The sequence below is a fragment of the Catenulispora yoronensis genome, assembly GCF_039531695.1.
In the GTDB taxonomy this organism is placed as follows: domain Bacteria; phylum Actinomycetota; class Actinomycetes; order Streptomycetales; family Catenulisporaceae; genus Catenulispora; species Catenulispora yoronensis.
The window spans coordinates 1-555 of the sequence record NZ_BAAAQN010000230.1 but is presented as its reverse complement, the minus strand read 5'-3'; the positions used below and the strand labels follow the sequence as shown (position 1 = coordinate 555).

Here is a 555-nt window from a genome sequence, read left to right as displayed (position 1 = left end):
AAAAATAATCACAACAAGATTGAATTTGATTAAATGTGACGCGCGCCGCAATAATCCTCTATTTCATTGTGACTATTGCCGAGCAGTAGCGCCGAAACATAATTAAACATTTTCAAATCATATAGATAAAACAAAGCACAACCTTTATGAATGCTGGAACCCCTGAGAGGTGATGCGCATCTCTTCGTAAAATTGATGGAAAACAAGATTGCAATCTTGAAAATCCAGTGACAACATAAATCAAAACCAATCAAAATTTGATTACTATTGAAAATACGAGGAAGAGCACGATGAGTAAAGTACAGACCATCACCCGTGAATCATGGATCCTGAACACCTTTCCGGAATGGGGCAGCTGGCTGAATGAAGAGATTGAGCAGGAGCAGGTTACGCCCGGCACCTTCGCCATGTGGTGGCTCGGCTGTACCGGTATCTGGTTAAAATCCGAAGGCGGGGCTAACGTCTGCGTCGATTTCTGGTGCGGCACTGGCAAACAGAGCCACGGCAATCCGCTGATGAAAACCGGCCACCAGATGCAGCGGATGGCAGGCGTGA

At 45.4% G+C, this 555-nt stretch carries 1 pseudogene; it reads left to right on the top strand.

Annotated features, from left to right (window positions below):
• Nucleotides 1-290: 290 nt before the first annotated feature.
• Nucleotides 291-555, top strand: a pseudogene (locus tag ABD481_RS47010) (L-ascorbate 6-phosphate lactonase); the annotation flags it as partial.